Source organism: Geodermatophilus sp. URMC 61, from assembly GCF_052931555.1.
On sequence record NZ_JBRFHZ010000002.1, the window covers coordinates 793,218 to 811,005 of the forward strand.

The following is a 17,788-nucleotide window of genomic DNA, read 5'->3' on the forward strand; positions in this document are numbered from 1 at the left end:
CCGGCGGAGTGGCCGCGGCAGGGTCAGACGCGAGCGCCGGCGCGTGTCTTGCGCGTGGCGTTGCGCTCGGCCACGAAGGACAGGATCGGAACGGTGCCTGCCACCAGGGTGAGAACCGTGCCGCGCAACGTCCAGGAGGCGCGCAGGGCGAGGTCGCAGGCCGTCAGGAAGAAGACGAAGTAGAGCCAGCCGTGCGCGGTGCCGATCACCGAGACCGGACCGTCGATCCCGGCGAGGTACTTGAGCGGCACCGCGACGAGGATCAGCGCGATGAGCAGCAGACCGACGATCCAGGCCATCACGCGGTAGCGGGTCAGTGCGGCGGGGACGTCGCGGCCGACCCGGCGCGCGAGGGCGCGGGGCAGCCGGGAGGCGGTCGTCGGCTCAGCGGCCATGCTCGGCCCGCTGCTGCAGCGCCCGCTCGTTGAGCTCGGCGAGGTAGGCGTTGTAGGCGGCCAGCTCCGGGTCGCCGGAGGTGTCGATGCGCGGCCGCTGGTAGAGGACCACGTCGGTGCCCGGCTCGTCCTCGTCGGGGTCGCGGTTGAGCTCCTCGCGGCACATCCGCACGTAGAACCACAGGCCCATGAACCCGTACAGCGGCCACTGCAGCGCGTAGCTCCAGTTCACCGCGCCGCCTCCGGCCTCGGCCTTGGACAGCTGCCAGTACCCCAGGAAGAAGGTGGTCACGAAGAGGGCGGCCACCACCAGGTGCAGGAGCACCCACTTGGGGGTCAGCAGCCGGGAGAACACGGCCCCGACTGTAACCGGCGGTGCCCCCTGGCAGGGGACGCCGGTGAGAGGTCTCACCGTGCCGCGGTCACGCCCGGTCGCGGTCCGGCGCGGCACCGAGCCGCGCTGCGACCGCCGATGCCCGACCCGCCGGTGGGGCATCTCCGGTGGTCGGCCGCGCTGCGGGGTCGGATAGTCTCGGCCCACACTGAGGTCGGCGGAGGATGCCGTCCGCCGGGAGCCGGCGGACGCCCCGCCGGAGGACCGTCCGGTCGGCCCGGACGGAGGACGAGGAGGCAACGAGCAGTGGCTCGAGGCAGCAGGCCCGCGCGGCTGGCCGCGCTCGGTCTCCCGGTCGACCGTACGGGCGGGAGCGCGCGATGAACTGGGAGCAGTTCTGGCTGATCGGCTGGCCCAACGGCATCACCGACGAGGCCGAGTCGATGCGCCACCTGTGGATCGGGTCGATCATCGCCGCGATGGTGGTGGGCACGCTCGTGTGGGGCCTGATCATCTTCGCCTCCATGCGCTACAAGAAGCGCGGGGACGAACTGCCCAAGCAGACGGCGTACAACCTGCCGCTCGAGATCGTCTACACGATCATCCCGTTCCTCATCATCGCCGGGCTGTTCTTCTTCACGGTGGTCACGCAGAACCGGGTCCAGGAGCGCAGTGCCGACCCCGACGTCACCGTCGCCGTCAACGCCTTCAAGTGGAACTGGCAGTTCGTCTACCCGGAGACCACCGGGGCCGATGGCGAGCCGGTGAACACGGTCGGCAACAGCGACGAGATCCCGATCCTCGTCCTGCCGGTCGACCAGACCATCCGCTTCGAGGTGGCCTCCGCCGACGTGATCCACTCGTTCTGGGTGCCGGAGTTCCTCTTCAAGCTCGACGTGATCCCGGGCAACGAGAACGGCCGCGACAACGTCTTCGAGGTCACCGTCCGTGAACCGGGCGCGTTCGTCGGACGCTGCGCCGAGCTCTGCGGCACCTACCACGCGTACATGAACTTCGAGGTGCGCGCGGTCTCGCCGGCTGACTACGACGCCTACCTGGCCGCACGGGAGTCGGGCCTCAGCACCTACGACGCGCTGGAGAGCATCGGTCAGCCGGGCGCGGCGACGAGCACCTCGCCGTGGGACCTGGTCGACGACGCGCAGCGGGCGGACGGCTGAGGTGCCCGCCACCCGCGCACCGCACACCACGCAGGAGGGACGGCCGTGAAGGTCGAAGCGCTCATCTTCAACGTCATCGGCGTCTTCTGCTTGCTCATGGCCGCCGTCTACGGGCTCTGGGCCCGTGAACCGATCGGGACGACGGCCCTGGTCCTCTCCGGTGGGCTGACGTTCCTCATCGGCGGGTTCTTCTGGTTCATCTCGCGGCGCATCGACGCCCGCCCGGAGGACCGCAAGGACGCCGACATCGCCGACGGCGCCGGCGAGCTGGGCTTCTTCAGTCCGGGTAGCTACTGGCCCTTCGGAATCGCTCTGTCGGCGGCCCTCATGGGCCTGGCGCTGGCGTTCTACTACCCCTGGATGATCATCCTGGCCGGCGCGGCCCTGCTGATCACCATCGGCGGCCTGCTGTTCGAGTACTACGTGGGGCAGAACGCCCAGGGCTGATCTCCCGCCACCTCGAGGGCCCCTTCCCGCTGCGGCGGGAAGGGGCCCTCGTCATGGGACGTCGGCCCGTGCGCCGGTGGTGGACGGCATTGCTGCGGGACCGTGGACGTCGTCCCGGGGGGACGGAGGGCGGGCGCACCGGCTCGCAGCAGGACGGCGGTGGTCGCGCTCGGCGCCCTGGCGGCCGTGAGGCCGGTGGAGTGAGCGTGTGCCCACCCTGGTGGCGTGACCGGCCGCATCAGTCCTGGGGCATGTGGCGGCCGGGAACCGCGTCCGACGCCCGCGGACCGCCGTCCTCACCGCCGTGGTCCACGACTCGTGCGCTGGACGTCGCGCCCGGTGGCCCCAGGACGACGATGGCGGGCGTGCGATGCATCCTCGACGCGGCGGGGAGCGCGGCGGTCTCCCGTGGCTGGATGCCCGTTCCACCTCGGACGTCCGCCGGCCGGCTGCACGGGGCTGTGCGGCGGACGCCGACGGTGGGTGCACGGGAGGGGAGGACGCGCCCTCGGGTCCGTCGGCGGCGCGCCGGTCCCTCGGCCGCGCGAGCGCCTGCTCTGGTTTCCCCGGGCCCCGACGCGAGCCGTCGTGGGGCGACGAGGGGTCGCCGAGCGGTCCGCGGCTCGCGGGGGCGGGGGAGACGGTCACTCCCGGCAGGGGTCCGTCGGCGGCGCCCCCGGAACGCAGCAGGGCCCCGACGGGATCCCGTCGGGGCCCTGCTGCGTGGTGCGGGTGCTCAGTCGCGCGGCTCCTGCGGCCGGCCACCGTCAGAGGGACGGCCGGAGGCGGTCAGCTCGCGGTCGGCCTCCGCGGCCGCCAGGCCGTGCTCGTCCTGGCGCTGCTCGAGCTCGACCTGCGCCGGCTCCTCGATCGGGCGGAAGAACCCGCGGATCGCCCGGCGGGCACCGCCGACCTGGTTCATCTTCTTGGGCACCGGAGCGCCACCGTAGGCCAGCTGGCCGTGGCCGTGCGCGTCGACCGGGCCCAGGGGCTGGTGCACCTCGATGAACTCACCGTGCGGCAGCCGCCGGATGACACCGGTCTCCAGGCCGTGCTCGAGGACCTCCCGGTCGTGCTTCTGCAGACCGAGGCAGATCCGGTAGGTGAACACGTAGGCGATCGGCGGCAGGATGACCAGACCGATGCGGCCCACCCACGTCATCGCGTTGAGGCTGATGTCGAACTTCTCGGCGACGACGTCGTTCCCGCCGGAGATCAGCAGGACCACGTAGAAGGTGAGCGCCATCACCCCCAGCGATGTGCGCACCGGCACGTCGCGCGGACGCTGCAGCAGGTGGTGGGAGGCCGTGTCCCGGGTCAGCTTCCGCTCGATCATGGGGTACAGCGCCAGGAGCGTGAAGAGGATGCCCGGGAGCACCACGGTCGGCCAGAACAGCGCCGGGATCTGGTAGTTGCCGGGCAGGTTGAGGTCCCAGGCAGGGAACAGACGCGTCGAACCGTCGAGGAACATGACGTACCAGTCGGGCTGGGACGCGGCCGAGACCTGTGCCGGGTTGTACGGACCCCACAGCCACACCGGGTTGATCTGCACCAGGCCACCGAGCGCGGCGCAGACGCCGAACACGATGAAGAACAGGCCACCGGCCTTGCCGGCGAAGGCCGGGAAGAGCCGGTTGCCGACCACGTTGTGCTCCGTCCGCCCCGGGCCCGGGAACTGGGTGTGCTTCTGCTTGACCAGGATCAGCAGGTGCAGCGCGATCAGGGCGACCATGATCGCCGGGACGATCAGCACGTGCACGATGTACATCCGGCCGACGATGAACTCGCCCACGTAGTCGCCGTTGAAGACCGCCCAGTGCACCCAGGTGCCGACCACGGGGATCGCCAGGATGATCGCCGAGACGATCCGCAGCCCGGTGCCGGAGAGCAGGTCGTCCGGCATCGAGTAACCGGTGAAGCCCATGGCGAACGACAGGACGAGCAGCGCGACGCCGATCAGCCAGTTCGTCTCACGCGGACGTCGGAAGGCGCCGGTGAAGAAGATCCGCAGCAGGTGGACGACGATCGACGCCACGAACAGCAGCGCCGTCCAGTGGTGCAGCTGCCGCACGAAGAGGCCGCCACGGACGTCGAACGAGAGGTACAGCGTCGACTCGTAGGCGGCCGACATCTCGGCGCCCCGCAGCGGGGCGTACGTGCCCTCGTAGACGACCTCGCGCATGGAGGCGTCGAAGAAGAAGGTCAGGTACGTGCCGGACAGCAGCAGGACGACGAACGAGTAGAGCGCGATCTCGCCGAGCAGGAACGACCAGTGGTCGGGGAAGACCTTGTTCAGGGTGCGGCGCAGCGGCCCGGCGACGATCAGACGGTCGTCGACCTCCAGCGCAGCCTTGCCCAGTTGCGTGGTCGGGACACCCGGCGCTGTGGCGGTGCGAGCCATCAGATGCGCTCCCGGTTCCAGTAGGTGGGGCCAACAGCCTCAATGTAGTCACTACGGGCAACGAAGTAGCCCTCGTCGTCGACAGTGATCGGCAGCTGTGGCAGGGGACGGGTGGCCGGGCCGAAGACCGGCTTGGCGCCCTGCGTCACGTCGAACTGCGACTGGTGGCATGGGCACAGGATGCGGCTGGTCTCCTGCTCGTAGAGCGACACCGGGCAGCCGGCGTGGGTGCAGATCTTGGAGTAGGCCACGTAGTCGCCGTAGCCGAAGTCGTCCTGGCCGTTCCGGGGACGGTCGATGGCCACCTGCTCCGGGCGGAGCCGGATGAGCATCGTCGCGGCGTCGGACTCCCGGTTGCCGCCGGGGACCGCCGGGAAGACCGTCTCCAGCGAGCCGGGCTGCTGGTCGCCGGGTCGGATGGGGCTGCCGTCGTCGCGGACGAGACGGACACCCTCGGCCCAGCTCGTGGTGCCCAGCGGGTCGCCGGTGTTCGGGTTGCGGATGAGGCCGCCCAGCGGCATGAGCAGCATGAGCCCGACCCCGCTGCCCATGAAGACCAGCGAGCGGGTGATGAGCTTCCGGCGGGCCAGGCCGGTGTTGTGCAGGCCGCCGACGAGAGTGGCGCCGGTGGTCACCCGGTCGAAGTGCGAGCCGTCGTGCTTGTCCTGCACCGCGGTCTCGTGCGGGAGCAGCTTCTTGGTGAAGAGCACCATGCCGACGCCGACCAGGATCAGGGAGAGCCCCCCGAGCCCTCCGATCAGCGGGGTGAAGAACGCGCTCCAGCCGCCCTCGGTGATCGTCCACTGCCAGTCGGGGAGGAACCAGCCGGAGCCGACGTAGATGACGAAGGCCGCGAACGCGGCCAAGCCGGACAGGCCGAAGGTCAGGCCGACCTGGCGGACGGCCCGCCTTTCCACCGGGGAGCCCGGCTCGGGGCCCGGGTCGACGTGCAGGACCTGCACGCTGTCGTACCGGGCGCCCAGCAGGTCGAGCTCCTCGCGCGACATCGTCGCGAGCTGCTCGGGGGTGTAGTCGTCGTCCGGACCGCCGTGCAGGGGGCCGGGGACGTCCGCGCCGCCGGCCGAGCCGGGGGCGCTCTCGCGCGTGGTCACGCTGCCTCCTCGCCGACGCCCGTGGTCAGCGCTCGTGGTGCCGTGGGGGAGAGGGTCCGCGTGCTCACGCCTTGCTGCCCATCCAGAAGATGCCGAACAGCAGCGCGGCCACACCGACGACCCAGATGACGACGCCCTCGGCGACCGGGCCGATGCGTCCGACGCCGAAGCCACCCGGGTCGGCCTGGCTGTTGATCGTCTGGACGTAGTTGATGATGGAGCGCTTCTCCTCGGGCGTGAGCTGGTTGTCCCCGAAGACGGGCATGTTCTCGGGGCCGGTCAGCATCGCGGTGTAGATCTCGAGGTCGTTGGCGTCCTCGAGACTCGGGGCACGCTTGCCGGAGGAGAGTGCACCGCCCTGGCCGACGAAGTTGTGGCACGAGGCGCAGTTGAGGCGGAACAGCTCGCCGCCTTGGGCCAGGTCACCGTCGCGCAGGTCACCGGAGGGCAGCGTGGGGCCGCCGCCGTTGGCCTGGACGTAGGCCATGAGCTGGTCGATCTCCTCGTCGGAGAAGACCGCGGGCTTGTCCGGGGCCTGGGCCTCCTGGCGGACCAGTGGCATGCGGCCGGTGTGCACCTGGAAGTAGACGGCCGCCTCGCCGACGCCGATGAGCGAGGGCCCGCGGTTGGGCACGCCCTCGAGGTTCTCGCCGTGGCAGGTGATGCAGCTGCGCTCGTAGAGCTCGCGGCCGGCGGCCTCGGCGGAGGACTCGCTGGCGGTGCTCTCCTCGGTCGCCTGCGCGGGGGCGAGCGCCGAGTAGAGAGTGCCGGTGAGCACCAGCGCGGCCATGAGGCCGGCTACGTTGGCGACGCGGCGGCGCTGCTTGGAGCGGCGCCGGGCACGGGCTGCGGCGGCGGGGGACCCGATGGCGGGACGGCGGGACCAGCGGCGTCGGCCGCAGGGCGTCGTGTCGTCGGACGGGGCGTCGGACTGCGGATTCAGAGAAGACACCGTTCCCCTAGCGGATGAAGTAGATCGTGGTGAACAGCCCGATCCACACGACGTCGACGAAGTGCCAGTAGTAGGAGACCACGATCGCCGCGGTCGCCTGTGCCGGCGTGAAGCGGCCCATGGTGGACCGGATGAGCAGGTAGACGAAGGCGACGAGTCCCCCGATGACGTGCAGGCCGTGGAAGCCGGTCGTCAGGTAGAAGACCGAGCCGTAGGTGCTCGAGGAGATGGTGGTGCCCTCCTCGACCAGCTGGATGTACTCGTAGCCCTGGCCGAGGACGAAGATCAGCCCCATCACGAAGGTGATGGTGAACCAGCGGCGCAGGCCGTAGACGTTCCCCTGCTCGGCGGCGAAGACCCCGAGCTGGCAGGTCACCGACGAGCTGATCAGCACCAGCGTGACCACCAGCGCGTACGGGATGTTGAGGTGCGTCGGCTCCGGTGGCCACCCCTCGAGGGACCTGGCGCGCGCCGTGAAGTACATGGCGAACAGGCCGGCGAAGAACATCAGCTCGCTGGAGAGCCAGATGATCGTGCCGACGCTCACCAGGTTCGGTCGGGTCAGGGAGTGCACCCGGGAGGTGTCGAAGGTGCCGCTCGCCACGGGAGCCGTTGTCACGAGGCCCATCATGGCATCGCTCCTGGCAAGGTCACGACCGCGGGTGGGATGGCGTGGCGACGCCGTGACCTCCTCGATACCGAGATCCCGTGCCGCCTGGTCAGCGGGCTCGCTGCCACTACGCTCGGCGCCGTGAGCAACGCCGCCCCGGCCACCGTCCTGGTCTACAGCTCCCGGCCCGACGTGCGGGCCGCCGTGCGCACCGCGGTGGGTCGCCGCCCGGCCGCCGACGTGGGGCCGCTGACGTGGGTCGAGTGCGCCACGGGCGAGGAGGTCGTCGAGACCGTGGACGCCGGTGGCGTGGACCTCTGCATCCTCGACGGCGAGGCCCAGCCCACCGGTGGCCTGGCGTTGGCCCGCCAGCTGACCGTGGAGGTCGCCGACCGCCCGGCGCTGTGCGTGCTCATCGCCCGGCAGCCCGACCGGTGGCTGGCGCACTGGTCGCGGGCCGAGGCCACCCTGCCCCTCCCGGTCGACCCGCTGACCGCTCCCGCTGTCGTCGCCGACCTGCTGCGCGACCGGGTGGGACGGCGCCCGGTCGCCCGGTGAGCGCCCGACCGACCTGGGCGGCCCTGCTCAACCGCCTGCTGGCGCGCGAGGACCTCTCCGCCGACGAGACGGCGTGGGCCATGCGCGAGGTGATGACCGGCGAGGCCACCCCCGTGCAGATCGCCGCCTTCGCCGTCGCGCTGCGCGCCAAGGGCGTGGCGCCGCAGGAACTCGGCGGGCTGGCCGCCGAGATGCTGGCGCAGGCGACGCCGGTCGAGCTGCCGCTTGCCTCGGTGGACATCGTCGGCACCGGGGGCGACGGCGCGCACACGGTCAACATCTCCACGATGGCCGCGGTCGTCACGGCCGCCGCCGGGGTGCCGGTCGCCAAGCACGGCGGGCGCGCGGCGTCGTCGTCCTCCGGAGCCGCCGACGTGCTCGAGGCGCTGGGTGTGGTCATCGACCTGCCGGCGCCGGCGGTGGCGCGCTGCGTCGAGGAGGCCGGGATCGGTTTCTTCTTCGCGCCGGTGTTCCACCCGGGCATGCGGCACGCCGCCGTCCCGCGGCGGGAGATGGGCATCGCGACGGTCTTCAACTTCCTCGGCCCGCTCACCAACCCCGCACGCCCGGCCGCGGCCGCCATCGGGGTCGCCGACCCGCGCATGGCCCCGGTGGTGGCGGAGGTGCTCGCCGCCCGCGGCATGCGGGCGCTGGTGTTCCGGGGGGACGACGGCCTCGACGAGCTGACCACCGCGACGACGTCGTCGGTGTGGGTGGTCCGTGGCGGCGAGGTGGAGCCCGACCGGGTCGACCCCTCGGCGCTGGGCATCGCGCAGCCGCCGACCGACGCGCTGCGGGGAGGCGACCCGGCGTTCAACGCCGACGTGTTCCGGCGGGTGCTGGCCGGCGAGCCGGGCCCGGTGCGCGACGCGGTGCTGCTCAACGCCGCCGCCGCACTCGCCGCCTTCGCCGAGCGATCCGCGCGGCTGCACGACGCGCTGGCCGTCGGCCTGGAGCAGGCGGCGGCCGCCGTGGACGACGGGCGGGCGGAGGCCCGGCTGGCGCACTGGGTGGACACCAGCCGGGCGCTGCGCGGCTGAAGGAGGACCCTGTCCTCCTCACCGTGGAAGGACCCGTCCTCCCCGCCCTTCGCAGGCTCAGCAGGAGGACCCCCTCCTCCTCACGCCTCGCAGGCTCAGCGCGAGCCTCGGGACGAGGCCGGCGGGACCCTGCAGGGGCCGGACGGGCCCGCGACGGGGTCCCTATTCCAGGCCGAGGGAGAACGCGGCCTCGAGGTCGTGCCGGGAGTAGGCGCGGAACGCGATGTGGGTCTCGGTCTCCAGCACGCCCGGCACCTTGTTGATGCGCCCGGCGATCACCTCGGCCACCTGGTCGAACTCGCGGACCCGGACGACCGCGATGAGGTCGACCTCGCCGGCGGTCGAGTAGACCTCGCTGACCCCCTCGAGGTCGGCGACGGCCTCGGCCACCTCGGGGATCGCGTCGGTGGCCGCGTCGATCATGACGATGGCGGTGATCACGCCGGGGATGCTAGCCGGGCGCCCGGGACGCCGGCGGCTGCGCCGGAGACCCGCTCGGGCCGGGCCCGGGTACCCAGCGAACGGCTGTCGGCGAACGGGTCGCGCCCGGCACGGCCGGCCTCCACCCGGTCGAGGAAGTCGGTGTAGCCGCCCGTGCCCGGAACCGGGCAGGCCAGCGTGCCGTCGACCTGCACCAGCCGGGTGCCGGGCCTCTCCATCCAGCGCAGCACCAGCTCGGTCTCGTCGACCGAGGCCGCCAGCTCGCCGTCGGGGCCCAGGGGTGTCTCCGCCGTCGCCAGCAGCCCCTCGAGGGTGGTCCGCACCGAGCTGCCGCGGGCGGCGCACCCGGCGGCCACCAACCGGCCCCGGCGGACGACGGACAGCTGCCAGCCGCCCTCGCCGTCCGGACGGGCCAGCACCAGCTCGGGCACCGCGGCCAGGGACTCCAGCCGCTGCCGCCGCCGCACCGCGCGCACGAGGGTGGCGACGCGGTCGCGCAGGACGGCGGCGTCCTCGTAGCGCTCCTGGGCGGCCAGCCGCTCCACCCGCGCCAGCAGCGGCGCCAGCAACGGGCGCGGGTCGGCGGCCACCGCGGTGCGGAGGACGGCGGCGATCTCGCCGTACTCCTCGACGGACTGGGCGCCGGTGCACGGTGCGCCGCAGCGGCCCATGCCGGCCAGTGCGCAGGCGGTGCCGAGCACCCGCACCGAGAGCCGGCCGGTGCACTGGCGCAGCGGCAGCGACTCGTGGACGGCGGCCACCGCGGCGTCGGCCGCGCGCCGGTCGGGGAAGGGGCCGAGGAACACCCTGGCGTCCGGGCGCACCCGGCGCACCACCGACAGCCGCGGGAAGGGCTCCTCGGTGAGCCGCACCCACAGCGCCCGCTCGGGGAACCGCGAGCGACGGTTGTAGCGCGGTTTGTGCTCGGCGATCAGCCGCAGCTCGCGGACGGCGGCCTCGAGGTCGTGCGCGCATGGGATCGCGTCGACCCGCTGCGCCAGCGCCACCATCTCGGTCATCCGGCTGCGCTGCTCGCCGGCGGTGAAGTAGCTGCGCACCCGGCTGCGCAGGTCGGTCGACGTGCCGACGTACAGGGGCTCGTCGCGGGGACCGCGGAAGAGGTAGACGCCCGGGCCGTGCGGCACGCCGTCGGCCAGGTGCCGCTTGCGCAGCCGCTCCGGGTCGACCTGCCGGGTGAGGCCGGTCAGCTCCTCCAGGCTGGTGATGCCCAGCGGGCCCAGGCGCTCGAACAGCCCGTGCAGGACGTCGACGGTGGCGCGGGCGTCGGCCAGCGCCCGGTGGCAGGGCTCGGTGCTGGTGCGGAAGTAGGGCGCGAGGGTGGCCAGCTTGCAGTTGGGGACCTCGTCGCGGGTGAGCAGACGGCGGGCGAGGACGGCGGTGTCGACCGAGGCCGCGGCCGGCCAGGGGATGCCGCTCTCCGCGCAGGCGGCCCGGAGGAAGCCGAGGTCGAACGGCGCGTTGTGGGCGACCAGCACCGCGCCGCGGGCGAACTCGAGGAAGTGCGGCAGGACGGCGCCGATGCGCGGGGCCGCGGCGACCATCGTCGAGGTGATCCCGGTGAGCACGCTGATGTAGGGCGGGATCTCGCAACCGGGGTCGACGAGGGTCTGGAACTCGCCGAGCACCTCCCCGCCGCGCACCTTGACCGCCCCGATCTCGGTGATCGCGCTGTCCTTCGGCGAGCCACCGGTGGTCTCCAGGTCGACCACGACGAAGGTGACCTCCGCCAGCGGGGTGCCGAGCTCGTCGATCGTGGCCTGCTCGTAGCGGGGCAGGCCGGCGGCGGCGCGGGCCGCCGTCCCGGCGAGGCGAGCGGGGGAGAGCGACACCGGCCGGGCGGGGGAGGAGCGCACGGGGCGGACGGTAGGTCGGGGTGGTGACAGTCCCGGGGACGCGCGCCGGGCAACGGGGAGGGTGGGGGAGGACGTCGCCCGTCCGGGGGGGGAGCGGTGCGCCGTCCCCTGGCGCGCCCGCGCGGCCCCCTACACCATCTCGTCGAGGACCGCTGCGGTCCCGATTCGCAGAGGTGGTCCGTGTACTCGCTCTCCCGGTGGCGCCCCGGCCGCCGCGCGGTGGCGTCCCTGTCCGCAGGCGTCGTCGCGCTCGCCGCCGTGCTGTCGTCGGCGACCCCCGCGGTGGCCGACCCGACGGGCCGGGCCGGCGCGACCGCCAGCCTCCTGGACAGCCCCGAGCTCGACGATCTGCAGCGACGCGCCGACGAGGTGCAGGCCGACCTGCAGGAGCGGCAGTCCCGGGTCGTCGCGGCTCGGGAGGCCCTCACCGCCGCCGAGGCGGCCGCGGCGCAGGCGGAGGCCGACATCGTCGCGGCGGACGCCGAGCTCGCTCGGGCCCGGGCCGAGGTGGCCCGGCACGCCTCGGCGGTGTACCGGGACGCGGGTGAGGTCACGCCGCTGTCCGTGCTGCTGTCCGGTGGTGGTCCCGGGGACGTCGTCGCCGCGGGGGGCCTGCTCGACGCCGCCGAGCGGCACGCGGCCGCGGTGGTCGCCGCCGCGGAGCGTCGACGGCAGGAGGCCGCGGCGCGGCGGGCGGAGGCGGAGAGGACACGGGAGGCCGCCCGTGCCCGAGCGGCGCAGCTCGCCACCGAGACCGCTGAGCTGGAGGCGGCCGCGGCCGCGGCGAGCCGGGACCTGGAGGTCGCCGTCGCCGCCGTCGACCGGCAGCTGGGCCGGCAGCGGGAGGAGCAGCGGGCGTCCGGCCGGCAGGCGGCGGCCGACTGGCGCAGGCACCTCGACCAGCTGGCCGCGGCCGGCATCGTCCCGCCGCCGGCCGCGGCGCTGCGCGACCCGGCGGCAGGCCTGCCCGACGGGCTGGCGCCGGTGCCGGCGTCCGACGGCGGCGCGCAGGCGGGGGCGGCCGCGTTGCCCGGCGCGTCGGATCCGCTGGTCGTCCCGTCCGCCGAGGCGGTCGGCGCGGTCAGCGCCGCGGTGGACGCTCTGGAGCTGCCCTACGTCCCGGGGGCGGCGGGGCCGGACGCGTGGGCCTGCGGATCGCTGGTGCACGCCGTCTACGCCTCGGTGGGGATCGACCTCCCCGATGACCAGGCGGGGCTCTTCTCGGTGACCACGCCGGTCGACCCGGCCGACGTCCTCCCGGGGGACCTGGTGTTCCTCGGCGCCGGCCGCTCCGGTCTGGGCAACGTGGGCATCGCGCTCGACCGGCGGACCGTGCTGGCGGCCGACGCCCGCGCCGGTGCCGTGGTGGTCGGCCGCCCGGCGGCCGACCGGGTGCTGGGTGTCGCGCGGCCGAGCCTCGGGCCGCGCACGGCCGTCCGGGCGCCCGGACCGTCCGGCGGGGCGCTGCCGGTGGGGTGCGGCGCCGTGCGGTACCCGCCCGAGACGTCCGGGGGGTCGGCGTGGGGCGGCTTCCCGAACGGGTTGATCCCGCCCAGCGCGATGTGTCCGCTGGAGGTCGCCGGCCACCTGCTGCGCTGCGACGCGGCGGCGGCCCACCGGGGGATGAGCAGTGCCTTCGCCGATGCCTTCGGGACGCCGTTGTGCACCACCGACTCCTACCGGACCTACGCCGCTCAGGTGCGGCTGTACGGGGAGAAGCCGGAGCTGGCCGCGGTGCCCGGCACCAGCAACCACGGCTGGGGCCTCGCGGTCGACCTGTGCGGGGGCGTCGAGCGGTTCGGGACGGCGCAGTACGCCTGGATGGTCGCCAACGCCGGTCGCTTCGGCTTCGTCCACCCGCGGTGGGCCGACCCCGGCAACGGCCGCGAGGAACCCTGGCACTGGGAGTACGTCGGCGCCTGAGCCGGAACTGTCGGTGCCCGCTCCTAGCGTCCTGCCCGGATCGACCGGGGCCGCGGACGGCCTCCTGCGACGAGGGTCGGCGAGCAGAGGAGTGGACCGTGCACATCGACTGCGACACCTGCACCGCCCGCGGCACCGGCTGCGGCGACTGCGTCGTCACCGTCCTGCTGGGGGCGCCGCCGGGCTGGCAGAGCACCGACCCGACGGTGGTGCCGATGACCGGCCGGCGGGACGGCCAGCTGTCCGCCGAGGACGTCGTCGTGCTGCCGCCGGGGGTGGTCGTGGAGTTCGACGAGGTGGAGCGGCGCGCCGTGCGGGTGCTGGCCGACGCCGGGCTGGTGCCGCCGCTGCGGCACGAGCACGCCACGCGTCCGGCCCCGGCACGACGGGCCGCGCCGCAGCGGCGGGCCGGCGGTCAGGGGTCGCAGCGGCGCACCGGGTGAGCGGGGCGCGCCCGTCTCCGTGCGAGCCGGGTCCGACGGACGGCGTGTCGCCGACCAGCAGGAACACCGATCCCACAGTCCCCGGCACCCCCGATCGTCACTTCTTCAACAACCCCCGTACGGTGAGCCGGTCCGGCCGGGTGGTCGTCACCTGCAGACGGGTGACCTCGGCCGGTCACCGCCGAATCGCCCGAGGCGCCACACCGGCGCCGAGGGGGAACCGGGGACCCACCGCAGCACTGGGGTGAGTTCTCCCGCGCGCCGGTCCGCCGGGGCGCAGAGATAGGGCGCCTTCTTCCCAGCCCGAACCCGTCAGCTAACTCGGTAGGCGGTCGCTGAGGAAGAAACGGAGAGCCGCCGACCGTGGCGACCCCCCGCCCTGCCCAGAGGCATGCCGTCGATCAGTTCCACCCCGACCTCCCGGTCGCGTTCCGCCGCCCGACCCTGTCCCGCGGCATCGCCCGCGGACTGGTCCTGGGAGCCACCGCCACCCTCGCCCTCACACTGCTGCCGGGCACCGCCGTCGCGGAGCCGGAGGACGCCACGAGCGCCGCACAGGCCGCGCAGCTGGTCGCCCGGGCCGCGCACGAACTCGAGGTCCTGACCGAGCAGGTCAACGAGGCCCGCGAGACGCTGGCGCAGCAGCAGGACGCCGTCCGGAGCGCCGGCCAGGCAGTCGCCGCCGCCCAGACGCAGCTCGACGCGCTCGACGGCCGGATCCGCCAGGTCGCCCGCACCGCCTTCACCGCCGGCGACGGCATGCCGGAGCTGGACCTGCTGATGACCAGCGGGTCGGCCGAGGAGTTCGTCTCGCAGCTGGCCACCCTCGACGCCATCGCCGGCCACACCGACGACGTGCTCGGTGCGGTCGCCGCGTCCGCCGCCGCGGCCGAACGGGCCCGCGCCGACGCCGACGCCGCGCAGGCCGCCGCCCAGCGCACGCTCGACGACGTCACCGCCCGCCAGGCGCAGCTCGAGGCGGACACCGCCGACTACCAGGCGCAGTACGACGCGCTGTCGGCACCGCAGCAGCAGGAGGTCGTGGCCGCGCACGCCGGCCGGTCGGTCCCCGCCGCGCCGGCCGCCGCGGCCGGCGGCGCCGCGCAGATCGCCGTCGACACCGCCCTGGCGCAGGTGGGGGACCCGTACGTGTGGGGCGCCGGCGGGCCGAATGCCTTCGACTGCTCGGGGCTGACCCAGTACGCCTACGCCGCGGCCGGCATCAGCCTGCCGCACTCGTCGCGGATGCAGGCGGCGATGGGTTCCGCGGTCTCCCGGTCCGAGCTGCAGCCGGGCGACCTGATCTTCTACCACAGCCCCGTCAGCCACGTGGCGATGTACATCGGCAACGGCCAGATGGTGCACGCCTCGACCTCGGGTCAGCCGGTGAAGGTCGTGAGCGTCGACTCGATGGGCGGCATCACCGGGATGCGCCGGGTCGCCTGAAGGACCCCGTCCTCCTCACCGCTCGCAGGCTCGTGGCGAGCCTCGGGACGGGGCCGGGGACGGGGCCGCGGCGAGCTTCTGGACGGGGCCGGCCCGGGGCGGGGCCAGGATCGAGCCGCTGCCCGTGTCCCGGTCGGGAGTCCCTCCGGGCACCCGTGACCGGCCCACCGCCGCCGAGTGCCGTCCCCGACCGCCGCGGACCCGACCATAGGATCGGCGCGTGAGCGGGGCGGGCGGGACGAGCGCCCGCCGGGTCGCGCTCCTGGTCGCCGGTGTCCTCGGCGCCGCGCTCGTCGTCGTCCTCGTGACGGTCCCGCCGTGGACGCTGCTGCCCGAGCCACCGGGTGGGCGTACTCCCGTCGACCCCTCGTCGGTCCTGCCGCCGGACCTCCTCGCCCGGGCCGAGGCCTTCGCCAGGGCGCTGCGCCCGGCCTCGCTGACCTCCCTGCTCCTCGGCCTGGTCGTCTCCGCCGTCCTGGGGCTGACCCCGCTGGGGGCACGGCTGGTGCGGGCCGTGGCGCGACCGCTCGGCGGCGGGCGGGTCGCCCAGGTGCTGCTCGGCACGGCGGCCGTGGTGGTCCTCGGCCGGCTGGCCACGCTGCCGGTGTCGGCGTACGCGGAGGTGGTCCGCCACCGGTACGGCATCTCGACCCGCAGTTGGGGGTTGTGGCTGCGCGACGTCGCGGTCTCGACCGCCATCAGCGCCGTCCTCACCGCCCTCGCGCTGGCCGCCTTCCTCTGGCTGGTCCGGCGCGCGCCGCGCACGTGGTGGGCGTGGGCCGCGGCGGTGGCGGCCGGCTTCGTCGTCGTCGGGTCGTTCCTCTACCCGGTGGTCATCGAGCCGGCGTTCAACCGCTTCGAGTCACTGCCCCCGAGTGCGCTGCGCAGCGAGCTGCTCGACCTGGCGGAGGAGAACGGCACCCCGGTGCAGGACGTGCTCGTCTCCGATGCCTCCCGGCGGACCACGGCGCTCAACGCCTACGTCTCCGGCTTCGGGTCGACCCGCCGCATCGTCCTCTACGACACGACCCTCGAGCAGCTGTCCGACGCCGAGGTCGAGTCGATCGTCGCGCACGAGCTCGGCCACGTCGTCCACGGCGACGTGCTCACCGGCACCCTGGTCGGGGCGCTGGGGGCGGCGGCCGCGGTGGCGCTGTCGGGCTGGCTGCTGTCGTGGACGCCGCTGCTGCGCCGCGCGGGCGCGCAGTCGCCCGCCGACCCGGCCGTCGTCCCCCTGGTCCTGCTGCTGCTGTCGGTGGGCGGGCTGCTGAGCACCCCGGTGCAGAACCTGGTGTCGCGGCAGGTCGAGGCGCGCGCCGACCTGCGCGCGCTCGACCTCACCGGGGACGCCGGGGCGTTCACCGCGATGCAGCGCGAGCTCGCCGCCACCAACCTCAACGACCCCGACCCGCCCGCGGCCTGGCAGTGGTTCTTCGGTTCGCACCCGACCGGCGCGCAGCGGATCGCCTTCGCCGAGGACTGGCAGCGGCTGGAGGACGCCGGGTGAGGACGCTGGTCGTCACCAACGACTTCCCTCCGCGCCAGGGGGGCATCCAGACCTTCGTCGCCGCACTGTTGGCCCGCCGCCCACCGGAGTCCCTGGTCGTGCTCGCCTCCCGCTCACCCGGGTGGGAGGCCCACGACGCCGCGCTGCCCTACGAGGTGGTCCGCCACCCGACCGGGATGCTGCTGCCCACGCCCGCCGTGGCCCGCGCGGCGGCCGAGCTGGCCCGCCGGCACGGCTGCGACACCGCCTTCTTCGGCGCCGCGGCCCCGCTGGGGCTGCTCGCCCCGGCGCTGCGGGAGGCCGGGGTGCGCCACCTGGTCGGCGCCACGCACGGCCACGAGACCGGCTGGGTGGCGCTGCCCGGCGCGCGGCAGCTGATGCGGCGGATCGCCGCCGGCCTCGACCTGCTGACCTACATCAGCGACTACACGCGCGACCGGCTGGCACCGGCGCTGTGCGGGGTCACCCGGATGGCGCAGCTCTCGCCGGGGGTGGACGTCGACCGCTTCGCCCCGGACGCCGACGGGGCGGCGGTGCGGGCGCGGTACGGGCTGGGCGGCGCGCCGGTCGTCACCTGCGTCTCACGGCTGGTGCCGCGCAAGGGTCAGGACGTGCTGGTCGCGGCGTGGCCGCGGGTGCTGGCGCGGCACCCCGACGCGCGGCTGCTGCTCGTCGGCGGCGGCCCGCTGGAGGACCGCCTGTGCCGCGAGGTCGCCGCCCGCGGGCTGGAGCGTTCCGTCGTCCTCACCGGGCCGGTGCCGTCGGAGCGGCTGCCCGAGCACTACGCAGTCGGCGACGTGTTCGCCATGCCCTGCCGCACCCGCCGCGGCGGGCTGGACGTCGAGGGGCTGGGCATGGTCTACCTCGAGGCGGCCGCCTGCGGCCGGCCCGTGGTGGCCGGTACCTCCGGCGGCGCGCCGGAGACGGTGCAGGAGGGCGTCACCGGCCACGTCGTGGCCGACCCCCGCTCGCCGGAGGCGGTCGCCGCCGTCCTCACCGGCCTGCTCGACGACCCGCAGCGCGCCCGCCGGATGGGCGCGGCCGGCCGGGCGTGGGTCGAGCAGCGCTGGTCGTGGACGACGATCGCCCGGACCTTCGCTGCCCTGCTCGACCCCGACGGCTGACGG

Annotated in this window: 17 protein-coding genes and 1 riboswitch; of the genes, 9 read left to right on the forward strand and 8 right to left on the reverse strand. The window is 74.3% G+C overall.

Annotated elements, in window-relative coordinates; translation table 11 throughout:
- Window positions 1–23 precede the first annotated feature (23 nt).
- Window positions 24–395: a DUF3817 domain-containing protein gene (locus ACU610_RS03750; RefSeq protein WP_446766373.1), complete on the reverse strand. Its 372-nt coding sequence runs from the start codon at window positions 393–395 to the stop codon at window positions 24–26.
- Window positions 385–750, reverse strand: a complete 366-nt coding sequence (locus ACU610_RS03755; RefSeq protein ID WP_446766374.1) for a metalloprotease — start codon at window positions 748–750, stop codon at window positions 385–387. The genes ACU610_RS03750 and ACU610_RS03755 overlap by 11 nt, the downstream gene beginning before the upstream one ends.
- A gap of 359 nt (window positions 751–1,109) precedes the next feature.
- Between ACU610_RS03755 and ctaC the strand changes: the two genes are divergently transcribed.
- Window positions 1,110–1,907 (forward strand): aa3-type cytochrome oxidase subunit II, encoded by a 798-nt coding sequence (gene ctaC / locus ACU610_RS03760; protein WP_446766375.1) that lies wholly within the window; start codon window positions 1,110–1,112, stop codon window positions 1,905–1,907.
- 45 nt (window positions 1,908–1,952) lie between these two features.
- The gene (locus tag ACU610_RS03765; RefSeq protein ID WP_446766376.1) at window positions 1,953–2,354 is read left to right on the forward strand and encodes a cytochrome c oxidase subunit 4; all 402 of its coding nucleotides are present in this window, start codon (window positions 1,953–1,955) and stop codon (window positions 2,352–2,354) included.
- 736 nt (window positions 2,355–3,090) lie between these two features.
- Here ACU610_RS03765 and qcrB read toward each other — a convergent pair.
- The 4 genes from qcrB to ctaE all read right to left on the reverse strand — a co-directional run bounded on the left by qcrB (window position 3,091) and on the right by ctaE (window position 7,438).
- On the reverse strand, window positions 3,091–4,755 hold the full coding sequence (qcrB, locus tag ACU610_RS03770) for a cytochrome bc1 complex cytochrome b subunit (protein WP_446766377.1): 1,665 nt from the start codon (window positions 4,753–4,755) through the stop codon (window positions 3,091–3,093).
- Window positions 4,755–5,867, reverse strand: coding sequence for a cytochrome bc1 complex Rieske iron-sulfur subunit (gene qcrA / locus ACU610_RS03775; protein WP_446766378.1), 1,113 nt, complete (start codon window positions 5,865–5,867; stop codon window positions 4,755–4,757). Before qcrA ends, qcrB begins: the two co-directional genes overlap by 1 nt.
- A 64-nt stretch (window positions 5,868–5,931) precedes the next feature.
- Window positions 5,932–6,819 (reverse strand): cytochrome bc1 complex diheme cytochrome c subunit, encoded by an 888-nt coding sequence (gene qcrC, locus ACU610_RS03780; protein WP_446766379.1) that lies wholly within the window; start codon window positions 6,817–6,819, stop codon window positions 5,932–5,934.
- A 7-nt stretch (window positions 6,820–6,826) separates the two neighbouring features.
- Window positions 6,827–7,438, reverse strand: a complete 612-nt coding sequence (ctaE, locus tag ACU610_RS03785; protein ID WP_446766380.1) for an aa3-type cytochrome oxidase subunit III — start codon at window positions 7,436–7,438, stop codon at window positions 6,827–6,829.
- A gap of 132 nt (window positions 7,439–7,570) precedes the next feature.
- Here ctaE and ACU610_RS03790 point away from each other — a divergent pair, with 132 nt between their 5' ends.
- Entirely contained in the window at window positions 7,571–7,987 is a 417-nt protein-coding gene (locus ACU610_RS03790; protein WP_446766381.1) for a hypothetical protein, read from the forward strand.
- Complete coding sequence (gene trpD / locus ACU610_RS03795) at window positions 7,984–9,027, forward strand: anthranilate phosphoribosyltransferase (RefSeq protein ID WP_446766382.1); 1,044 nt, start codon at window positions 7,984–7,986, stop codon at window positions 9,025–9,027. The genes ACU610_RS03790 and trpD overlap by 4 nt, the downstream gene beginning before the upstream one ends.
- A gap of 162 nt (window positions 9,028–9,189) precedes the next feature.
- Here the strand turns inward: trpD and ACU610_RS03800 are convergent, their stop codons facing one another.
- The gene (locus tag ACU610_RS03800; protein WP_446766383.1) at window positions 9,190–9,468 is read right to left on the reverse strand and encodes an Lrp/AsnC family transcriptional regulator; all 279 of its coding nucleotides are present in this window, start codon (window positions 9,466–9,468) and stop codon (window positions 9,190–9,192) included.
- The gene (locus ACU610_RS03805) at window positions 9,465–11,342 is read right to left on the reverse strand and encodes a DEDD exonuclease domain-containing protein (protein WP_446766384.1); all 1,878 of its coding nucleotides are present in this window, start codon (window positions 11,340–11,342) and stop codon (window positions 9,465–9,467) included. Before ACU610_RS03805 ends, ACU610_RS03800 begins: the two co-directional genes overlap by 4 nt.
- A gap of 180 nt (window positions 11,343–11,522) precedes the next feature.
- Here ACU610_RS03805 and ACU610_RS03810 point away from each other — a divergent pair, with 180 nt between their 5' ends.
- From ACU610_RS03810 to ACU610_RS03830, 5 genes are all read left to right on the forward strand, one after another.
- Window positions 11,523–13,265 (forward strand): D-alanyl-D-alanine carboxypeptidase family protein, encoded by a 1,743-nt coding sequence (locus tag ACU610_RS03810; protein WP_446766385.1) that lies wholly within the window; start codon window positions 11,523–11,525, stop codon window positions 13,263–13,265.
- 98 nt (window positions 13,266–13,363) lie between these two features.
- The gene (locus tag ACU610_RS03815; RefSeq protein WP_446766386.1) at window positions 13,364–13,708 is read left to right on the forward strand and encodes a hypothetical protein; all 345 of its coding nucleotides are present in this window, start codon (window positions 13,364–13,366) and stop codon (window positions 13,706–13,708) included.
- Window positions 13,709–13,905: 197 nt separating this feature from the next.
- Window positions 13,906–14,055: riboswitch (cyclic di-AMP (ydaO/yuaA leader) on the forward strand.
- Between the two features lie 16 nt (window positions 14,056–14,071).
- The gene (locus ACU610_RS03820) at window positions 14,072–15,154 is read left to right on the forward strand and encodes an NlpC/P60 family protein (protein ID WP_446766387.1); all 1,083 of its coding nucleotides are present in this window, start codon (window positions 14,072–14,074) and stop codon (window positions 15,152–15,154) included.
- A gap of 220 nt (window positions 15,155–15,374) precedes the next feature.
- Window positions 15,375–16,661 carry a M48 family metallopeptidase gene (locus ACU610_RS03825; protein WP_446766388.1) on the forward strand — a complete coding sequence of 429 codons (1,287 nt, stop codon included), beginning with the start codon at window positions 15,375–15,377 and terminating at the stop codon, window positions 16,659–16,661.
- Entirely contained in the window at window positions 16,658–17,785 is a 1,128-nt protein-coding gene (locus ACU610_RS03830) for a glycosyltransferase family 4 protein (RefSeq protein WP_446766389.1), read from the forward strand. Before ACU610_RS03825 ends, ACU610_RS03830 begins: the two co-directional genes overlap by 4 nt.
- The last annotated feature ends 3 nt before the right edge of the window (window positions 17,786–17,788 follow it).

Excerpts from the sequence above, each read along its gene's own strand:
- ACU610_RS03750 (WP_446766373.1), bottom strand. The coding sequence starts at position 395 with ATGGCCGCTGAGCCGACGACCGCCTCCCGGCTGCCCCGCGCCCTCGCG.
- ctaC (WP_446766375.1), top strand. The coding sequence starts at position 1,110 with ATGAACTGGGAGCAGTTCTGGCTGATCGGCTGGCCCAACGGCATCACC.
- qcrB (WP_446766377.1), bottom strand. The coding sequence starts at position 4,755 with ATGGCTCGCACCGCCACAGCGCCGGGTGTCCCGACCACGCAACTGGGC.